Source organism: Serratia sp. 1D1416 (genome assembly GCF_003641105.1).
Classification (GTDB): Bacteria; Pseudomonadota; Gammaproteobacteria; order Enterobacterales; family Enterobacteriaceae; genus Serratia; species Serratia ficaria.
In genome coordinates, this window is record NZ_CP032738.1 from 2,610,244 (window position 1) to 2,628,591 (window position 18,348).

Consider the following 18,348-nt stretch of genomic DNA (forward strand, 5'->3'; position numbering starts at 1 on the left):
GGGCGCACTGCCGCCGTGATTTTCCTGCGGGACAAAGACTAAAGAAGAGGTTTACTGATGACAGATAAGCGCAAAGACGGTTCAGGAAAGCTGCTGTACTGCTCTTTCTGCGGCAAAAGCCAGCATGAAGTGCGTAAGCTGATTGCCGGTCCGTCAGTGTATATCTGCGATGAATGTGTTGACCTGTGTAACGACATTATTCGCGAAGAGATTAAAGAAGTTGCCCCGCATCGTGAGCGCAGTGCGCTGCCGACGCCGCACGAAATCCGCCATCACCTGGATGACTACGTCATTGGCCAGGAGCAGGCGAAGAAAGTGCTGGCGGTTGCGGTGTACAACCACTACAAACGTCTGCGCAACGGCGACACCAGCAACGGTATCGAGTTGGGCAAGAGCAACATTCTGCTGATTGGCCCGACCGGCAGCGGTAAAACCCTGCTGGCGGAAACGCTGGCGCGTTTCCTGGATGTGCCGTTCACCATGGCCGACGCCACCACGCTGACCGAAGCCGGTTATGTGGGTGAGGACGTGGAGAATATTATCCAGAAGCTGTTGCAGAAGTGTGACTACGACGTGCAGAAAGCGCAGCGCGGCATCGTCTATATCGATGAAATCGACAAGATTTCTCGTAAGTCGGACAACCCGTCAATCACCCGCGACGTGTCGGGCGAGGGCGTGCAGCAGGCGCTGTTGAAGCTGATCGAAGGCACCATCGCCGCGGTGCCGCCGCAGGGTGGGCGCAAGCATCCGCAGCAGGAATTCCTGCAGGTCGACACCTCGAAGATCCTGTTCATCTGCGGCGGCGCCTTCGCCGGCCTGGATAAGGTGATCGGTCAGCGCGTCAATACCGGTTCCGGCATTGGCTTCGGCGCGACCGTCAAGGGCGAATCCGAGAAGGCGACCGAAGGCGAGCTGCTGCTGCAGGCCGAACCGGAAGATCTGATCAAGTTCGGTTTGATCCCTGAGTTCATCGGCCGTCTGCCGGTGGTGGCGACGCTGAGCGAACTGAGCGAAGACGCGCTGATCCAGATCCTGAAAGAGCCGAAAAACGCCCTGACCAAGCAGTATCAGGCGTTGTTCAACCTGGAAGGCGTCGAGCTGGAGTTCCGTGACGAAGCGCTGAACGCCATCGCCAAAAAGGCCATGGCGCGCAAAACCGGCGCCCGCGGCCTGCGTTCCATCGTGGAAGGCGCGCTGCTCGACACCATGTACGATCTGCCGTCGATGGACAGCGTAGACAAAGTGGTGATCGACGAGTCGGTGATCGCCGGCCAGTCTAAGCCGCTGCTGATTTACGGCAAGCCGGAAGCGCAGGCTTCAGGCGAATAATTCGCCAGTCAAACCAGAACGTTAATAGCAAAATGGGGGATTTTATCCCCCATTTCTTTTTCCTGCATTCTTGCCGTTGAATGTAAGAGATTCATCCCCATATACTCATTAACCAGATTTTGTGAAACGTTTGATGCTTGCGTCTCATGAGATTCCCCCTCAACCTGGCGGAAATTAAACTAAGAGAGAGCTCTATGAACCCTGAGCGTTCCGAACGCATTGAAATCCCCGTCTTGCCGTTGCGCGACGTGGTGGTTTATCCGCACATGGTGATCCCGTTATTTGTTGGCCGGGAAAAATCGATTCGGTGCCTCGAAGCAGCAATGGATCATGATAAAAAGATCATGCTGGTGGCACAGAAAGAGGCCTCAACGGATGAACCTGGCATTAACGATTTATTCTCCGTCGGCACCGTAGCGTCGATCCTGCAGATGCTGAAGCTGCCGGACGGCACGGTAAAAGTGCTGGTGGAGGGCCTGCAGCGCGCACGCATCACCACGCTTTCCGACAGCGGCGAGCATTTTGCCGCCCAGGCGGAATACCTCGAGTCGCCGGCGATCGACGAGCGCGAGCAAGAAGTGCTGGTGCGCACCGCGATCAACCAGTTTGAAGGCTACATCAAGCTGAACAAAAAGATCCCGCCGGAGGTGCTGACTTCGCTGAACAGCATCGACGACGCCGCGCGCCTAGCGGACACCATCGCCGCGCATATGCCGCTGAAGCTCAGCGACAAGCAGTCGGTGCTGGAGATGTTCGACATTACCGAGCGTCTGGAGTACCTGATGGCGATGATGGAGTCGGAGATCGACCTGCTGCAGGTCGAGAAACGCATCCGCAACCGCGTCAAGAAACAGATGGAAAAAAGCCAGCGCGAGTACTATCTGAACGAGCAGATGAAGGCGATTCAGAAAGAGCTGGGCGAGATGGACGACGCGCCGGACGAACACGAAGCGCTGAAGCGCAAGATCGAAGCGGCGAAAATGCCGAAAGACGCGCGCGAAAAAACCGAAGCGGAACTGCAAAAGCTGAAAATGATGTCGCCGATGTCTGCGGAAGCGACCGTGGTGCGCGGCTATATCGACTGGATGCTGCAGGTGCCGTGGAATGCGCGCAGCAAGGTGAAAAAAGACCTGGTCAAGGCGCAGGAAGTGCTCGATATCGATCACTACGGCCTGGAGCGCGTCAAGGATCGCATCCTCGAGTACCTCGCGGTGCAGAGCCGCGTCAGCAAAATCAAGGGGCCGATCCTGTGCCTGGTGGGGCCGCCGGGGGTGGGTAAAACCTCGCTGGGCCAGTCGATCGCCAAGGCGACCGGCCGCCAGTACGTGCGCATGGCGCTGGGCGGCGTGCGGGACGAAGCGGAAATCCGCGGCCACCGGCGCACCTACATCGGCTCCATGCCGGGCAAGCTGATCCAGAAAATGGCCAAGGTCGGGGTGAAAAACCCGCTGTTCCTGCTGGACGAGATCGACAAGATGTCTTCCGACATGCGCGGCGATCCGGCTTCGGCGCTGCTTGAGGTGCTGGATCCTGAACAGAACGTGGCGTTTAACGATCACTACCTGGAAGTGGATTACGATCTGTCCGACGTGATGTTCGTGGCCACCTCGAACTCGATGAACATTCCTGCGCCGCTGCTGGACCGTATGGAAGTGATCCGCCTGTCGGGCTACACCGAGGACGAGAAGCTCAACATCGCCAAGCAGCACCTGCTGCCGAAGCAGCTTGAGCGCAACGCGCTGAAGAAAGGCGAACTGACGGTAGACGACAGCGCCATCGTCGGCATTATCCGCTTCTACACCCGCGAAGCCGGGGTGCGTAGCCTGGAGCGCGAAATCTCCAAGCTGTGCCGCAAAGCGGTGAAAGCGCTGCTGATGGACAAGAAGATCAAGCACATCGAGATCAACGGCGACAACCTGAAAGACTACCTGGGCGTGCAGCGCGTCGACTACGGCCGTGCGGATACCGAAAACCGCGTGGGCGAAGTGACCGGTCTGGCGTGGACGGAAGTGGGCGGCGACCTGCTGACCATCGAAACCGCCTGCGTACCGGGCAAGGGCAAGCTGACCTACACCGGTTCCCTGGGTGAGGTGATGCAGGAGTCGATTCAGGCTGCGTTGACCGTGGTGCGGGCGCGGGCGGAAAAACTGGGCATCAACGCCGATTTCTATGAAAAGCGCGATATCCACGTTCACGTGCCGGAAGGGGCGACGCCGAAAGACGGGCCGAGCGCCGGTATTGCGATGTGCACCGCGCTGGTTTCCTGCCTGACCGGCAACCCGGTGCGCGCCGATGTGGCGATGACCGGCGAGATCACGCTGCGCGGTCAGGTGTTGCCGATCGGCGGCCTGAAAGAGAAGCTGTTGGCGGCGCATCGCGGCGGCATCAAAACCGTGCTGATCCCGTACGAGAACAAGCGCGATCTGGAAGAAATTCCGGACAATGTTATCGCCGATCTGGAGATTCATCCGGTGCAGCGAATCGATGAAGTTTTGAACATTGCGTTGCAAAACCCGGCCTTCGGCGCACTGCCGGTCGCGGTAAAATAGTGACGAATCGCAAAAACCATTGATAAAACTTATGCTGGCAAGCCATTTCGGACTTGCCAGCATTTTTTTGTACCGCTAAGTTAGTAAGCTGTCGGCCTGTGTTTTGCCTCCCAGACGGTGGCTTGCCAAGGTCCGATGGGATTGATATAACAGCTGCGCTGTCGCAACCGTAGGGATTTTTCGGTGCGACGATTGAATTCTAGAGGGGATGATAGAGTGAATAAGTCACAACTGATCGACAAGATTGCCGCAGGTGCTGATATTTCCAAAGCGGCAGCTGGACGCGCTTTAGATGCAGTAATTGCTTCTGTTACCGACTCCTTGAAGGCAGGGGATGACGTGGCCCTGGTTGGTTTCGGCTCCTTCACCGTTCGTGAGCGTTCGGCCCGTACCGGCCGTAACCCGCAAACCGGTAAAGAGATCAAAATCGCGGCAGCCAAAGTTCCGGCCTTCCGTGCAGGGAAAGCGCTGAAAGACGCAGTAAACTGATAGTTTGCGTCTAACCGTTTAGCGAGACAGGGTTTTGTAATAAACAATCACCTGACGCAACGGTGCTGGTAAGGTAAGATACAAGGCGCATCGGATTGATGCGCTTTTTTTATTTTTGTCGCAGGGAACGCGCCTGCACAAGGGTTTTTAATCCACATCACAGCGGAGTGTTGTCACACTATGATGGACAATTTACGCGCGGCTGCTAATCACGTCGTGCTCAAAATCATCCTGGGCCTGATCATTTTGTCATTTCTTTTGACTGGGGTGGTCAGCTATCAGGGGAGTTCCGGCGATTATGCTGCGAAAGTAAATGGCCAGACGATCGAACGCGCTCAGCTGGAACAGGCTTTCCAAAGCGAACGCAGCCGCATGCAGCAGCAGCTGGGTGACCAGTTCTCCGCGCTGGCGGGCAACGAAGGCTACATGCAGCAGATGCGCCGCCAGGTGCTGTCACAGTTGATCGACAACATGCTGCTGGACCAATACGCCAAGAAATTAGGTCTGAGCGTCAGCGACGATCAGATCAAGGAGGCCATCCGCAAGGCGCCTTACTTCCAGACCAACGGCCAGTTCGATAACGCCAAATACCTCGACCTGATCGGCCGCATGGGCTACACCGCGGATAACTTCGCGCAGTCAATGCGCCAGCAGCTGGTCAATCAGCAGGTGATCCAGGCCTTCGGCGAGTCGGGCTTCGTGCTGCCGGCCGAGTCCCAATCCATGGCGGCGCTGGTGTTGCAGGAGCGCGACGTGCGCCTGGCTACGCTCGATCTGAAAGCGCTGCAGGCCAAGCAGAGCGCCGGCGACGACGAACTGAAAGCTTATTACGACCAGAACAAGAACAGCTTTATCGCGCCTGAGCAGGTCAAGGTCAGCTATATCCCGATGGACGCCGCGTCCATGCAGGACAAGGTAAAGATTACCGACGCCGACGTCAGCGCCTACTACGATCAGCACAAGAGCAGCTATGGCCAGCCGGAGCGCAAGAACTACAGCGTGATCCAGCTGAAAACCGAGGCGGAAGCCAATGCGGTGCTGGATGAGCTGAAAAAGGGCGGCGATTTCGCCACCCTGGCGAAGGATAAATCCACCGACATCATCTCGCGCCGCACCGGCGGCGAGCTGGGCTGGCTGGAGCCGGAAACCACCGCCGACGAGCTGAAGCAGGCTGACCTGACCGAGAAAGGCCAGCTGTCCGGCGTGGTGAAATCCTCCGTCGGCTACCTGATCGTGCGCCTGAACGACATCGAGCCTGAGAAAGTGAAGCCGCTGAGCGAAGTGCATGACGCCATCGCCAAGCAGGTTCAGCAGGAGAAAGCGGTAGACGCCTATTACGCGCTGCAGCAGAAGGTGAGCGAAGCGGCGACCAGCGATAACGAATCCCTGGCCTCGGCCGAGGAAGCGGCCGGCGTGAAGGCGGCGCAAACCGACTGGTTCACCCGCGACAACATCCCCGCCGCGCTGAACTTCAAGCCGGTGGTGCAGTCGATCTTCGACGGCTCGCTGATCGGCGAGAACGGCGCGCCGGGCAGCAACTCCGACGTGATTACCGTCGACGGCGACCGCGCCTTCGTGGTGCGCGTGACCGGTCACAAGCCGGAAGGCATCGAACCTTTCGACCAGGTCAAGGATCGCGTGGCGGAGCTGGTGAAGCGCAACAAAGCGGTTCAGGAAGCGAAGCTGCAGGGCGAGAAGCTGCTGGTTGAGCTGAAGCAGGGCAAAGGCGACGAAGCGATGAAAGCCGCCGGCCTGAGCTTCGGCAGCGTGCAGAAAATGGCGCGCGCGCCGGAAGACAGCCAGCTGGTGGAGAGCGTGTTCGCGCTGCCGCACCCGCAGGAAGGCAAACCGGTTTACGGCATGTCGCAGGACCGTCAGGACAACGTGGTGCTGATCGCGCTCGACGCGGTTAAGCCCGGCAGCCTGCCGGCGGAAGAAATGAAAACCTTCGTGGGCAAGATGGAAGAAGGCGCCACCGGCGTTTCCTTCGACTCGCTGCTGGCGAGCCTGCGTAAGGACGCCAAGATCAAGATGGGCGCCGCCGAGCAGCAACAGCCTCAGTAACCGCCGCATTTCTCTGCAACGCAATGCAATAATCAAAGGCCGCTTTCGCGGCCTTTTCCATATCTGAAATCCGTCGATTGCTGAATATCCGCCGCCGCGGCAAGGTGAGCTTGCTGTCAAACACAAGGAGGATACAGCATGCAACATACAGAGAAAAAAGCGCGTTATGGTTATGGTCACTGTGCAAGGGCGGCGCTCGCGGCCTGTCTGCTGTGCCTGACGGGGCCGCTGATGGCGGCGGAGAAACCCGCCGCGCCGCCGCCGATCCTGTCGACGTCGCCAGCGGCCGCCGGGCCGGGAGCGTCTGCCGCGGATGAGGTGACGGTGAGCATCAACCAGGCGGACGCCGAACAGTTGGCCAGCATGCTCAAGGGCGTTGGGTTGAAAAAAGCGGAGGGCATCGTGCGCTACCGCGAACAGAACGGGCCTTTCACCCAGATTGAGCAGCTGCAGGAGGTGCCGGGCATCGGGCCGGCGCTGTTTGAAAAAAACCAGGCGCGCTTGAAAATGTGATCCCGATCGCGGCTGCGTGGCAAAGTGCCTTTGCAGCCGTTTTTCCTCTGCTACATTTTACAGGTCTTACCAGTTTGGCGCGTTGACCAAACGGGCGAGGGGGCCGCAGCCGGCCCCTTCTTTCTGTAATCACCAGGCAGGAGTCGTCGCTTCTTATGCAAACCTTTATCAAAGTCCGCGGTTACCACATGGATGTCTACCAGCACGTCAACAACGCCCGCTATCTGGAGTTTCTGGAAGAGGCGCGTTGGGAGTGGCTGGAACATGAAGAAGGCTTTCGCTGGATGACGGAAAACAACATCGCCTTCATCGTGGTGAACATCAACATCAACTACCGTAGCCCGGCGGTATTGGGGGACAAGCTGCGCATCGACAGCCAGATGGTGCAGCTAAACGGCAAAAGCGGCGTGCTGAGCCAGAAGGTGACGCAGGATCCGGCGGGGACGCCGGTGGCGGACGCGATGCTGACCTTCGTGTGCGTCGATCTGAAAACCCAGCGGGCGTTGCCGATTGAGGGGCAGCTGCGCGAACACCTGCAGGCGCTGCTGCCGCCGGAAGCGGAACGGTGAAACAGGGACGGCGGCGGTTGCCGCCGTTATGCACTCAGGCCAGAGCGGCTTTCCGCTTCAGGCTGGCCATCACTTCCGCCCGGTTGCCTTGGTACTGCTGCAGACCGTTGGCGCGCAGGTTACAGGCGGCGCATTCTCCGCAGCCGTCGCCCTTGATGCCGTTGTAGCAGGTCAGGGTATCCTGGCGAACCCGCTCCAGCTGGTGGTAGTAGTCCGCCAGCGCCCAGGTCTCGGCCTTGTTCAGCCACATCAGCGGCGTTTCGAAACGAATATCCCTGGCGATGCCCAGCACCACCGCCTGATTCAACGCTTTGACGAACTCGTCGCGGCAGTCCGGGTAGCCGGAGAAGTCGGTTTCACAGACGCCGGTGATCACCGCTTCCGCCTCGACCTGATAGGCGTAGATCGCCGCCAGCGTCAGGAACAGGATGTTGCGGCCCGGCACGAAGGTGCTCGGCAGCGCGTTTTTCTGATTAGGGTCGTAGGCCGGAACCGGGATGTTGTCACGGGTCAGGCTGCTGACGGCCAGCTCATTGAGCAGCGTGACGTCCAGCACCTTGTGCGCTTTGGCGCCGAGGGCCGCCGACAGCGCCTGAGCCACCTCAATCTCGGCGCGATGGCGCTGGCCGTAATCGAATGTGACGCAGTGAACTTCGTCATACTGTTGCAATGCCTGGATCAGGCAGGTGGTGGAATCTTGTCCACCGCTGAAAACGACAACCGCGCGCTTCATAAAATCACCTTATGGGCTTTGGCCTTTCCCGAGACACATTCGGGCGGCAGGATAAAAATGCGTTGCGGCAGCAATGGTAGCAGAAATGGCTGTTCGCCGCAGGATCGGGCATGCTCGGTTTACTGAAATAGCGCGCTAATTCTCCACCGGCGGCGGCAGCCAGGCCTGGCAAAAATCGAACCAGCCGTGGGCGGTCAAGGTAACGCCATGGATGCGCGGCGGCGCGCTGATCTGGTACTGGTAGTGAAACAGCGGCGTGATGATGGCGGAGGCCATCAGCCGCTGATAATAATCTTTCAGCTGCGCAAAGCGCGATTGCTGCGCCTGAAGCTGCTGGATCCGCTGCAGGGTATCCTGCTGCAGCCGCCAGCGCGGCTCGGGCAGAATGCCGCGCCACAGGGTATCCTGCCGCAGCCAGCTTTCCAGCGTGGCTTCCGGCGCTTCGCCGATCAGGTTATCCGCCAGCAGCAGGTCCGCCTGGGCGATCTGTTCCGCGCTTTGCCAGCGCTTACCCGAATAGTAGCGTACGTCCAGTTCGCAGCCGTGCTGCGCCAACAGCCGTTGCAGGGCGAGGGTGACCGTTTCCAGCTCGACCGGCGGGCGGTACAGCAGCGTCAGCCTGGCGGGCAAGGTGACGTCTTCATCAATCCGCTGGCGCGGGATATGCCAGCCGGGCAACATTTCGCGGCTGGGGGTAATCACGCTGTTGGGGATCGGCAGGTTGCTCAGCAGATCGGACTGCTGGATCAGCATCAGCAATTTTTGTCCCTGGGCTTCGCTGAGCACGCCGTGCCTGAGGTTGATCGCCAAATAACACCAGCCCAGGCTCATGCTGCGCTGCACCGGCCTGGCCTGCGCCAGATCGTCCTGCTGGCCGATGGTGATGCGCACCGGGTGCTGGCAGCTGGTGTAAGCGTCGTCGGCCGGCAGGTCGGGGGTGATCCAGTATTCGATATTTTCCAGATAAGGGTGCTGAAGGTGGTAGAAGGCGTGCTGCTCCAGCCGCACCAGGTGCGGTTCGTTCAGCGCCAGCTTGAACGGCCCGGCGCCGACGGCCGGCAGCTCGGGATGGGTCATCAGGCAGGGCAGCTCGGCCAACCGATGCGCCAGCCAGTAATCCGGCAGCTGCAGGTCGAACTGAATGCACAGCGGGTGCGGCAGGCTGACGGCGGCCAGGTTGCTCAGGCTGGGCTGGCTGCGCGGATGGCGCCGCAGTTTCTCCAGCGTTTGCAGTAGCTGCTGGCCGGTTAACGGCTCGCCGTTATGCCAACGCAGCTGGCTGCGCAGGAAGAACTGCCAGCGCCGGCCGTTATTGCCGATTTGCCAGTGGTGGGCCAGGTCCGGCTGCGGCTCGGGGTTGCCGGTGGTCAGGCGCGTCAGCCCGGCGTGCAGGGTGGAAACCAGATGCTGTTCCGCGCGGCCGGTCAGCGTCAGCGGATCGAGGGTTTCCAACGTGCGGTAGTAGGGGATGCGCAGCGTCGGGCTGCCGGCCTGCCACTGGCCGCCGAGGTGCGGGCTGAGCAGATCCTGCAGATGCTGCGGATCCAGCTGCGCCATCTCCAGCGCGCCCTGATGATTGCCCTGCAGCAGCAGTTGCTGCAGCAGCAGCGCCCGCAGTTCGTCCGGCGTTTTCAGGCAGTGCAGGCGCGCGCGTTTGCCGCGGCCCGGCTGCGATTGCCAGCTCAGCCAGCCCTGATCCTGCAGCTGCTGCACCAGCGTGCGGGCATGGCGCTCGCTGCAATAAAACAGCGCGGCCAGCTCGCCGATGGTAATGGCCGCCGGTGCGCTGCCGAGCTGTTGATACAGGCGTTGATATTGGCTGAGACGATGAACCAGGCGCATGAAGTTAAATCCGGAACAGTTTTTTCAAATTGTTCACTATTACTTCCGTAAATGCCATCTCATACTGCAGTGATTGTAATCGTCTTCACATTCAAGAGGTCTCTATGTATCGCCTGGCAGCTTTTGACATGGACGGCACGTTGCTGATGCCGGATCACCGGGTTGGCCCGGAAACGCTGGCGGTGCTGAACCAGCTGGTGGAGCGAGAGATGGCGGTGACCTTCGCCACCGGCCGGCATTATCTCGATGCCCAGCCGATCATGGCGCAGCTTGGCCTGCGGGGTTATCTGATCACCGGCAACGGCACGCGGGTGTATGACAATCAGGGGCGGCGGCTGCACGCCACCGACCTGCCGGCAGAGGTCGCCGAGCAGGTGCTGAATACCCGCTGGCGCACCGACGCCAGCATGCACGTGTTTCGCGACGAAGGCTGGATGACCGAAGTTGCGGTGCCGGAGGAAATGCTGCGGGCCCACCATCTGAGCGGGTTCCGTTACCAACTGACCGAACTGCGTGGTCTGCCGGCGTTCGGCAACAGCAAGGTCTGTTTTGTGGCGCCGCACGAGACGCTGCTGGAGCTGCAGTTGCAGCTGCAGGCGCAGCTTGGCGACGCCGCGGACCTGTGCTTCTCCGCCTATGAGTGCCTGGAGGTGCTGCCGCTCGGCTGCAACAAGGGCACGGCCTTGGACAGGCTGAGCCGACATCTGGGGTTAACGCTGGCCGACTGCATGGCGTTTGGCGATGCGATGAATGATAAAGAGATGTTGGCGGCGGTCGGGCACGGCGTGGTGATGGGCAACGCCCTGCCGCAGCTGAAATCCTTGCTGCCGCAGCTGCCGGTTATCGGCCACTGCCAACAGCAGGCGGTGGCCCACTATTTACAACATTGGCTGCGTTCACCTTGCCTCACCTATTCCCCCGAATTATGAGGTTTATTACAGCCGGCCGGGTATCGCTACCCGGCTTTTTTTATAAATCGGCCAGCTGCGCCAGGTACGGCTGCAGGTCGCCGATATTCTCGCTGACCCAGGCTTCGTTGTAATAGGTGTCCAGATAGCGTTCGCCGCTGTCGCACAACAGGGTGACTATCGATCCCTGTTCGCCATTTTCCCGCATCTGTTTCGCCAGCTGCAGCGCGCCCCAGACATTGGTGCCGGTGGAAGCGCCGACCTTGCGCCCCAACACGCTTTCCAGCCAGTGGATGGTGGCGACGCTGGCGGCGTCCGGCACCCGCAGCATGCTGTCGACCACCGAAGGGATAAACGACGGCTCGGCGCGCGGGCGGCCGATGCCTTCGATACGGCTGCCGCAGCTGCCGATCAGGGTGCGATCGCCGTGATGGAAGCAGTCGTAGAACACCGAGTTTTCCGGATCGACCACCGTCAGTTGAGTGTCATGCCCCTGATAGCGGATATAGCGCCCCAGGGTGGCGGAAGTGCCGCCGGTGCCGGCGCTCATCACGATGTGTTTCGGCACCGGGAAAGGTTCGCGCGCCATCTGGCGGAAAATGCTGTCGGCGATGTTGTTGTTGCCGCGCCAGTCGGTTGCGCGCTCGGCGTAGGTGAACTGATCCATATAGTGGCCGTTCAGCTCCTTCGCCAGCTGTTCCGAAGCGGCGTAAATCTGCGCCGCATGGTCGACGAAGTGGCAGCGGCCGCCGTAAAAGGCGATCTGTTCCACCTTGCGGCGCGCGGTGCAGGACGGCATCACGGCGATGAACGGCAGGCCGATCAGCCGGGCGAAGTAGGCTTCAGACACCGCGGTGCTGCCGGAAGAGGCTTCGATGATCGTCGTGTTCTCGGTGATCCAGCCGTTGCACAGGCCATAGAGAAACAGCGAGCGCGCCAGGCGGTGTTTCAGGCTGCCGGTCGGATGGGTGCTTTCATCCTTCAGGTACAGGCAAATGCCGGGAAAGGCCGGCAGGTTCAGGCGAATCAGGTGGGTGTCGGCGGAGCGCTGAAAATCCGCTTCTATTTCACCGATAGCATATTTTACCCAAGAGTTTATCATCGTTTGGCCTCAAAATAGGGGGCTGGTTTATGGCGTAGCATAGCCTGTCAGCGGGAAAAAAGGATTGCCATTTTTCCTGTTTAATCGCCTAATGGGAGAAAAATTTTCTCCGGGTTGGCGTTATGTTAGATAAAACAGACCGTAAACTGCTGTGCATGCTGCAGCAGGACTGCACCCAGTCGCTGCAGGCGCTGGCCGATGCGGTCAATTTGACCTCCACGCCGTGCTGGAAACGGCTGAAGCGGCTGGAGGACGAAGGCTATATCCGCGGCAGGGTGGCGCTGCTGGACAACGAAAAGCTGGGCCTGGGGCTGACGGCGTTTGTGTTGATCAAAACTCAGCAGCACAGCAGCGAGTGGTATCAGGCGTTCGTTCAACTGACCGCCCAGATGCCCGAGGTGCTGGCGTTCTACCGCATGGCGGGGGAATACGATTACCTGATGCAGGTCGAGGTGGCGGACATGAAGAGCTACGACAGCTTTTACAAGCGGCTGGTCAACGGCGTGCCGGGCCTGATCGACGTCACCTCCAGCTTCGCCATGGAAAAAATCAAATACACTACCGCGCTGCCGGTGCCAGAGTGAAAAGTTCACCGAATTGGCGATGCAACGGTGGTATCCTGCTCCGTTGAGACAGAACAAGAGATAATTCCCATAAAATCCTGGAAACAAACTGCGTGAGATTATTTGCTCAAATCGGCTGGTATTTCCGCCGGGAGTGGCGCCGCTACCTGGGGGCGGTGGTGCTGCTGATCGTCATCGCCATTCTGCAGCTGCTGCCGCCCAAGCTGGTGGGCATCATCGTGGACGGCGTTACTGAAAAACAGATGACCACCGGCGTGCTGATGGCATGGCTGGGGCTGATGATCGCCACCGCGATCGTCGTATACCTGCTGCGCTACGTGTGGCGGGTACTGCTGTTTGGCGCGTCTTACCAGCTGGCGGTCGAGCTGCGCGAGAACTTTTACCGCCAGCTCAGCCGGCAGAACCCGGCTTTCTACCTGCGCCACCGCACCGGCGATTTGATGGCGCGCGCCACCAACGACGTGGATCGGGTGGTGTTCGCCGCCGGCGAGGGGGTGCTGACGCTGGTGGATTCGCTGGTGATGGGGCTGGTGGTGCTGGTGGTGATGAGCACCCAAATCAGCTGGCAGCTGACGCTGCTGTCGCTGATCCCGATGCCGCTGATGGCGATCGCCATCAAATATTACGGCGACCAGCTGCACCAGCGCTTTAAATCGGCGCAGGCGGCGTTTTCCAGCCTGAACGATCAGGCGCAGGAGAGCATGACCAGCATCCGCATGATCAAGGCCTTCGGGCTGGAGGATCATCAGTCCAATCAGTTCGCCGAGGTGGCGGCGCAGACCGGCGCCAAAAACATGCACGTGGCGCGGGTGGATGCGCGCTTCGATCCGACCATTTATATCGCCATCGGCGCCTCCAACCTGCTGGCCATCGGCGGCGGCAGCTGGATGGTGGTCAACGGCTCTCTGACGCTGGGGCAGTTGACCAGCTTCGTGATGTATCTCGGCCTGATGATCTGGCCGATGCTGGCGCTGGCCTGGATGTTCAACATCGTCGAGCGCGGCAGCGCCGCATACAGCCGCATTCGCAGCCTGCTCGAAGAGGCGCCGGCGGTGCAGGACGGCCAGCAGGCGCTGCCGGCCGGGCGCGGCGTGCTGGCGGCGGAGATCCGGGCGTTTCATTATCCGGAGAATTCGCATCCGGCGCTGCATGACGTGGCGTTCAAGCTGGCGCCGGGGCAGATGCTGGGGCTGTGCGGCCCGACCGGCGCCGGCAAATCGACGCTGTTGTCTCTTATCCAGCGCCAGTTCGACGTGGACGAAGGGCAAATCAGTTATCACGGCCTGCCGCTGACCCAGGTGAAGCTCGACGACTGGCGTTCGCGGCTGTCGGTGGTCAGCCAGACGCCGTTCCTGTTCTCCGACAGCGTGGCGAACAATATCGCGCTGGGCAACCCGGGCGCGACGCAGGAGCAGATCGAGCAGGCGGCGCGGCTGGCCAGCGTGCATGAGGATATTCTGCGGCTGCCGCAGGGCTATGAAACCGAAGTGGGCGAACGCGGCGTGATGCTGTCCGGCGGGCAGAAACAGCGCATTTCCATCGCCCGCGCGCTGCTGCTGGACGCGGAGATCCTGATCCTCGACGACGCGCTGTCGGCGGTGGACGGCCGCACCGAGCACCAGATCCTGCATAACCTGCGCAGCTGGGGGCAGAATCGCACGGTGATTATCAGCGCGCACCGGCTGTCGGCGTTGACCGAGGCCAGCGAAATACTGGTGATGCAGCACGGCGGCGTGGCCCAGCGCGGCGAGCATGCGGCGCTGGCGGCGCAGCCGGGCTGGTATCGCGACATGTATCGCTACCAGCAGCTGGAAGCGGCGCTGGATGAAGCGCCGGAAGCGGGTGAGGAGGCGTTAGTCAATGAATAAAGTGCAAAAGCTGTGGCCGACGCTGAAACGGCTGCTGGCTTACGGCTCGCCGTACCGCAAACCGCTCGGCATCGCGGTTTTGATGCTGTGGGTGGCGGCGGCGGCGGAGGTCGCCGGCCCGATCCTGGTCAGCTATTTTATCGACAACTACGTCGCCAAAGGGCAACTGCCGCTGATGATCGTCGGCGGCCTGGCGGCGGCCTACGTGCTGCTGGAGCTGCTGGCGGCGGCGCTGCACTATTTTCAGGCGCTGCTGTTCAATCAGGCGGCGGTGGGGGTGGTACAGCGTTTGCGCACCGACGTGATGGACGCCGCGCTGCGTCAGCCGCTCAGCGCCTTCGACACCCAGCCGGTCGGCCAGCTGATCTCGCGGGTGACCAACGACACCGAGGTGATCAAGGACCTGTACGTGATGGTGGTCTCCACGGTGCTGAAGAGCGCCGCGCTGATCGGCGCCATGCTGGTGGCGATGTTCAGCCTGGACTGGCGCATGGCGCTGGTGGCTATCTGCATCTTCCCGGCGGTGTTTGTGGTGATGGGCATCTATCAGTACTACAGCACGCCGATCGTGCGTCGGGTGCGCAGCTACCTGGCGGACATCAACGACGGCTTCAACGAAGTGATCAACGGCATGGGCGTGATCCAGCAGTTCCGCCAGCAGATCCGCTTCGGCGAACGCATGAGCGCCGCCAGCCGTTCGCATTACACCGCGCGCATGCAGACCCTGCGCCTCGACGGTTTCCTGCTGCGGCCGCTGCTCAGCCTGTTTTCGGCGCTGGTGTTGTGCGGCCTGCTGATGCTGTTCGGCTTCAGCGGCGAAGGGGTGATCGGCGTCGGCGTGCTGTATGCCTTTATCAACTATCTGGGCCGTCTGAACGAACCGCTGATCGAACTGACCTCGCAACAATCGATCCTGCAGCAGGCGGTGGTGGCCGGTGAGCGCATCTTCGAGCTGATGGATCGCAGCCAGCAAAGCTATGGCGCCGACGATCGTCCGTTGGCCAGCGGCCGCATCGACATCGAAAACCTGAGCTTCGCCTATCGGGCGGACAAAAAGGTGCTGCAGCATATTTCGCTGTCGGTGCCTTCGCGCGGCTTTGTGGCGCTGGTCGGCCATACCGGCAGCGGCAAGAGCACGCTGGCCAATTTGCTGATGGGCTATTACCCGGTCAGCGAGGGTGAGGTGCGCCTCGACGGTCGCCCGCTGTCCGGCCTGTCGCACCGCACGCTGCGCCAGGGCGTGGCGATGGTGCAGCAGGATCCGGTGGTGATCGCCGAGTCGGTGCTGGCCAACGTGACGCTGGGGCGCAACATCGCGGAAGAGGCGGTGTGGCGGGCGCTGGAGACGGTGCAGCTGGCGGAGCTGGTGCGCGGCTTCCCGCAGGGCATCCACACCCGTCTGGGCGAGCAGGGCAATAACCTGTCGGTCGGCCAGAAGCAGCTGCTGGCGCTGGCGCGCGTGTTGGTGCAGGCGCCGCAGATCCTGATCCTCGACGAGGCCACCGCCAATATCGACTCGGGGACCGAACAGGCTATTCAGCGCGCGCTGCGCCTGATCCGCGAACACACCACGCTGGTGGTGATCGCTCACCGCCTGTCGACCATCGTCGACGCCGATTCGATTCTGGTGCTGCACCGCGGTCAGGCGGTGGAGCAGGGCAACCATCAGCAGCTGCTGGCGCAGCAGGGCCGTTACTACCAAATGTACCAGCTGCAGCTGGTGGGCGAAGAGCTGGCGGCGGCGACCCGCGAAGAAAGCCAGCCCGCCTGATCCTCAGGGGCCATCATCTGGCCCCTGTCTTTCCCTTCGCGCACCATAAACAGGCAGCGATCCTTTTCAAATCCCTTCTTCTGCACTTTTTCGACGCGTCGCGCACCAAAATAGTGCGCAATATTTGACCGATAAGTTGCTGCGGGCCGCATCGCAGACCCGGCGGCGGCCCGGTGTTCGCTCTCCTTGCCGTTAATTGGCTGAATCCGCATGCAAAATCATTTGTGGCATAGCCTTTGCTTTATAAGAACCAGTACCAGGGGTGAGTTTGGGCTTAATTCGTGGAGGGGCAATATGAAGCTGGTGACCGTGGTGATAAAACCATTCAAGCTGGAGGACGTGCGTGAAGCCCTATCCTCTGTCGGTATTCAGGGGCTGACCGTAACCGAAGTGAAAGGCTTTGGTCGCCAGAAGGGGCACGCAGAGCTCTATCGCGGGGCTGAATACAGCGTCAACTTCTTACCGAAAGTCAAAATCGATATCGCTATTGCCGACGACCAGCTGGATGAAGTGGTTGATGTCATTAGCAAAGCTGCCTACACCGGCAAAATCGGTGATGGCAAAATTTTCGTTGCCGAATTGCAACGTGTCATTCGTATTCGCACCGGCGAAACCGACGAAGCAGCACTGTAATCACAGGCTCAGTTAAGTAATGGGGATGGATTGATAATGAAAAAACTTTTATCCATGTTGGGCCTGAGTACGGTAACCATGGTTCCTTCTTTGGCCCTGGCCGCTCCGGCGGTCGCAGACAAGGCTGACAACGCGTTCATGATGATCTGCACCGCTTTGGTGCTGTTTATGACGCTGCCCGGCGTCGCGTTGTTTTACGGCGGTTTGCTGCGTTCCAAGAACGTGCTGTCGATGCTGACCCAGGTCACCGTCACCTTCGCGCTGGTGTGCGTGCTGTGGGTGCTGTACGGCTACAGCCTGGCCTTCAGCGAGGGCAACGCCTTCTTCGGCGGTTTCCAGACGGCGATGCTGAAAGGCATCGGCATCGACAGCCTGACCGGCACCTTTAACCAGATGATCCACGTCGCGTTCCAATGCTCCTTCGCCTGCATTACCGTGGCGCTGGTGGTGGGCGGCTTCGCCGAACGCATCCGCTTCTCGGCGGTGGTGATCTTCGCGGCCATCTGGTTCACCATTTCTTACCTGCCGATTGCGCATATGGTATGGGGCGGCGGTTTCCTGGCGGCCGACGGCGCGCTGGACTTCGCCGGCGGCACCGTGGTGCACATCAACGCCGCCAGCGCGGGCCTGATCGGCGCTTACCTGTTGGGCAAACGTGCCGGTTTCGGCAAGGAAGCGTTCAAACCGCACAACCTGCCGATGGTGTTTACCGGCGCGTCGATCCTGTATATCGGCTGGTTCGGCTTCAACGCCGGCTCCGCCAGCGCGGCGAACGGCATTGCGGCGTTGGCATTCCTGAACACCGTGGTTGCCACCGCGGGCGCCATCCTCTCCTGGACCTTCGCCGAGTGGATCGTGCGCGGTAAGCCTTCGCTGCTGGGCGCCTGCTCCGGCTGCATCGCCGGGCTGGTTGCGGTAACGCCGGCCGCCGGCACCGTCGGCGTCGGCGGGGCGCTGATCATCGGCCTGGTGGGCGGCATTGCCGGCCTGTGGGGCGTGGTGACGCTGAAGAAATGGCTGAAGGTGGACGACACCTGCGACGTGTTCGGCGTGCATGGCGTGTGCGGCATCGTCGGCTGCCTGCTGACCGGCGTGTTCACCGCCTCTTCACTGGGCGGCACCGGCTACGCGGAAGGCGTGACCATGGGCCACCAGGTTTGGGTGCAGTTGCTGAGCGTGGTGATCACCCTGGTGTGGTCGGGCGTCGCCGCCTTTATCGCCTTCAAGGTCGCCGGGGCCATCGTCGGGCTGCGCGTGCCGGAAGAGCAGGAGCGCGAAGGCCTGGACGTCAACAGCCACGGCGAGAGCGCCTACAACCAATAAGGCCTGAAGAAGGGCAGTGCGCTAACCAATAATAAAATAATGATGATGCAAAAAGGGCGATGGCGACATCG

General features: G+C 60.7%; 15 protein-coding genes. 12 read left to right on the forward strand and 3 right to left on the reverse strand.

Going from position 1 to position 18,348, the window contains the following annotated elements:
• Window positions 1-57 precede the first annotated feature (57 nt).
• From clpX to D7I37_RS12415, 6 genes are all read left to right on the forward strand, one after another.
• Window positions 58-1,329, forward strand: coding sequence for an ATP-dependent protease ATP-binding subunit ClpX (gene clpX, locus D7I37_RS12385; protein ID WP_004940354.1), 1,272 nt, complete (start codon window positions 58-60; stop codon window positions 1,327-1,329).
• Window positions 1,330-1,523: 194 nt separating this feature from the next.
• Window positions 1,524-3,878 (forward strand): endopeptidase La, encoded by a 2,355-nt coding sequence (gene lon, locus D7I37_RS12390; RefSeq protein ID WP_061796283.1) that lies wholly within the window; start codon window positions 1,524-1,526, stop codon window positions 3,876-3,878.
• A 216-nt stretch (window positions 3,879-4,094) separates the two neighbouring features.
• Window positions 4,095-4,367: a nucleoid-associated protein HU-beta gene (hupB, locus tag D7I37_RS12395; RefSeq protein WP_004940351.1), complete on the forward strand. Its 273-nt coding sequence runs from the start codon at window positions 4,095-4,097 to the stop codon at window positions 4,365-4,367.
• Between the two features lie 180 nt (window positions 4,368-4,547).
• On the forward strand, window positions 4,548-6,431 hold the full coding sequence (ppiD, locus tag D7I37_RS12400; protein ID WP_061796285.1) for a peptidylprolyl isomerase: 1,884 nt from the start codon (window positions 4,548-4,550) through the stop codon (window positions 6,429-6,431).
• A gap of 138 nt (window positions 6,432-6,569) precedes the next feature.
• Window positions 6,570-6,944: a helix-hairpin-helix domain-containing protein gene (locus D7I37_RS12410; RefSeq protein ID WP_129543737.1), complete on the forward strand. Its 375-nt coding sequence runs from the start codon at window positions 6,570-6,572 to the stop codon at window positions 6,942-6,944.
• Between the two features lie 155 nt (window positions 6,945-7,099).
• Window positions 7,100-7,513 carry a thioesterase family protein gene (locus tag D7I37_RS12415; protein ID WP_061796289.1) on the forward strand — a complete coding sequence of 138 codons (414 nt, stop codon included), beginning with the start codon at window positions 7,100-7,102 and terminating at the stop codon, window positions 7,511-7,513.
• Between the two features lie 34 nt (window positions 7,514-7,547).
• Here D7I37_RS12415 and queC read toward each other — a convergent pair whose 3' ends face one another.
• Entirely contained in the window at window positions 7,548-8,246 is a 699-nt protein-coding gene (gene queC / locus D7I37_RS12420) for a 7-cyano-7-deazaguanine synthase QueC (protein ID WP_061796290.1), read from the reverse strand.
• Window positions 8,247-8,381: 135 nt separating this feature from the next.
• The gene (locus D7I37_RS12425; RefSeq protein WP_129543738.1) at window positions 8,382-10,088 is read right to left on the reverse strand and encodes an SgrR family transcriptional regulator; all 1,707 of its coding nucleotides are present in this window, start codon (window positions 10,086-10,088) and stop codon (window positions 8,382-8,384) included.
• 104 nt (window positions 10,089-10,192) lie between these two features.
• Here D7I37_RS12425 and cof point away from each other — a divergent pair, with 104 nt between their 5' ends.
• Window positions 10,193-11,017 carry an HMP-PP phosphatase gene (gene cof, locus D7I37_RS12430; protein ID WP_061796296.1) on the forward strand — a complete coding sequence of 275 codons (825 nt, stop codon included), beginning with the start codon at window positions 10,193-10,195 and terminating at the stop codon, window positions 11,015-11,017.
• Window positions 11,018-11,057: 40 nt separating this feature from the next.
• Here cof and D7I37_RS12435 read toward each other — a convergent pair whose 3' ends face one another.
• Window positions 11,058-12,098, reverse strand: a complete 1,041-nt coding sequence (locus D7I37_RS12435) for a PLP-dependent cysteine synthase family protein (protein ID WP_061796298.1) — start codon at window positions 12,096-12,098, stop codon at window positions 11,058-11,060.
• Between the two features lie 122 nt (window positions 12,099-12,220).
• Between D7I37_RS12435 and D7I37_RS12440 the strand changes: the two genes are divergently transcribed.
• The 5 genes from D7I37_RS12440 (at window position 12,221) to amtB (ending at window position 18,277) form a co-directional block, all read left to right on the forward strand.
• The gene (locus D7I37_RS12440; protein ID WP_061796300.1) at window positions 12,221-12,682 is read left to right on the forward strand and encodes an Lrp/AsnC family transcriptional regulator; all 462 of its coding nucleotides are present in this window, start codon (window positions 12,221-12,223) and stop codon (window positions 12,680-12,682) included.
• Between the two features lie 92 nt (window positions 12,683-12,774).
• Window positions 12,775-14,550 (forward strand): multidrug efflux ABC transporter permease/ATP-binding subunit SmdA, encoded by a 1,776-nt coding sequence (gene smdA / locus D7I37_RS12445; RefSeq protein ID WP_095096045.1) that lies wholly within the window; start codon window positions 12,775-12,777, stop codon window positions 14,548-14,550.
• The gene (gene smdB, locus D7I37_RS12450) at window positions 14,543-16,321 is read left to right on the forward strand and encodes a multidrug efflux ABC transporter permease/ATP-binding subunit SmdB (protein WP_061796304.1); all 1,779 of its coding nucleotides are present in this window, start codon (window positions 14,543-14,545) and stop codon (window positions 16,319-16,321) included. Before smdA ends, smdB begins: the two co-directional genes overlap by 8 nt.
• 294 nt (window positions 16,322-16,615) lie before the next feature.
• Window positions 16,616-16,954, forward strand: a complete 339-nt coding sequence (gene glnK / locus D7I37_RS12455; protein ID WP_004949337.1) for a P-II family nitrogen regulator — start codon at window positions 16,616-16,618, stop codon at window positions 16,952-16,954.
• 36 nt (window positions 16,955-16,990) lie between these two features.
• Window positions 16,991-18,277: an ammonium transporter AmtB gene (gene amtB, locus D7I37_RS12460; RefSeq protein ID WP_061796306.1), complete on the forward strand. Its 1,287-nt coding sequence runs from the start codon at window positions 16,991-16,993 to the stop codon at window positions 18,275-18,277.
• Window positions 18,278-18,348 lie beyond the last annotated feature (71 nt).